The 1,053-nt window shown below is 55.6% G+C and carries 2 protein-coding genes; one reads left to right on the top strand and one right to left on the bottom strand.

Annotated features, from left to right (window positions below):
* Positions 1 to 238, top strand: a 238-nt coding sequence (locus tag H8730_RS17365; RefSeq protein WP_249290305.1) for a hypothetical protein, incomplete at its 5' end; no start/stop codon positions are given.
* Positions 239 to 256: 18 nt separating this feature from the next.
* On the opposite strand, the gene H8730_RS17360 is transcribed toward H8730_RS17365, so the two are convergent.
* Positions 257 to 1,053: DUF6273 domain-containing protein (locus tag H8730_RS17360; protein WP_249290304.1), on the bottom strand; the 797-nt coding region annotated here is incomplete at its 5' end.

Here is a 1,053-nt window from a genome sequence, read left to right as displayed (position 1 = left end):
GCCGGTCAGGAGGCTGGAAAGAAGGAACCAAGCCGTCAGGAGCACACTGACCGCCCGGTATATCCCTGCTCGCATGGCAAAGCCCTCCTTTCATTCAGTAGATTTCATGGTTTGCCGCTTTCTGCCGCGGGTTTTCCAAACCGAAATCTGCATCCGGCGAAAGCCCATGGCAGGCAGCGGCGCGCTTCCCGCACGGAAAATGTGGGAAGGCGCGGCCGCCTTATATATGGAGAGGTGAAAGAGGTACTGCTTACCTTCAGGATGCCAAGCTGACCCACAAAGCGGGGCGTACGCCGAGCGCACCCATGACAATACTGTAATTGCTGACGAGAGCGCCTGAAGTAGTGACATAAGCCACGCGACCGACAGCGTAAGACGGCGAACGCAACCAGACGTAACTACCGCCCGTAAATTTCCTCATGTTCTCGTCCGGAACAATAATGCTGTTTCCGTAGGTATAGTCCCGCGTGTCAGTTGTGGTAGTCCGGTCAAAGGTGCCGAACAAATCCGCCTCGGAGAGCAGGAATACCTTGTCCGAGGTGGTAATCCAGTCCGTCGCGTTAATTTGACTGCGAGTGGTGATGTCCGTTTCCACCGCCTTTTCTTTCAACACTGTGGTGCTTTCCAGCCAGTCGCCGTTTAAATAAGTTCTTAACGTAGAGGTCTGCCAGACATTATTACTGCCAAAAATCCGCTCCTCTATCGGTTCTTTCGCCCAAATCAATGCCTTTCCGTCATCCTTCACCAGGCAATACCACTCGATTCCGTCGATTGTCACGGTATCGGTGGAACCGGGGATAATGGTGTCAAGGGTCATCTGCCCCACCTTCACCTGCATTGTCCCGATTTGCCCGGTATAGGGCGCTCCGCCAGTGGCGGTGGCCGTGATGGTGAGCGTGCCGTCTATCGTTTCATCCGCCCCCACGGTCAGCAAACCGTTTGTGTCAATGACCGTATCTGCCGAGGTGCTGCCCGATACCGCCCAGGTCACACTCTGGTCGGCGGCCTCCTCTCCAAACGCGCCAACCACGGCATGGAATTGCACGGTTTTCC

The organism is Bianquea renquensis, from assembly GCF_014384895.1.
Classification (GTDB): domain Bacteria; phylum Bacillota; class Clostridia; order Lachnospirales; family Bianqueaceae; genus Bianquea; species Bianquea renquensis.
This window is presented reverse-complemented; position numbering and strand designations above follow the sequence as displayed.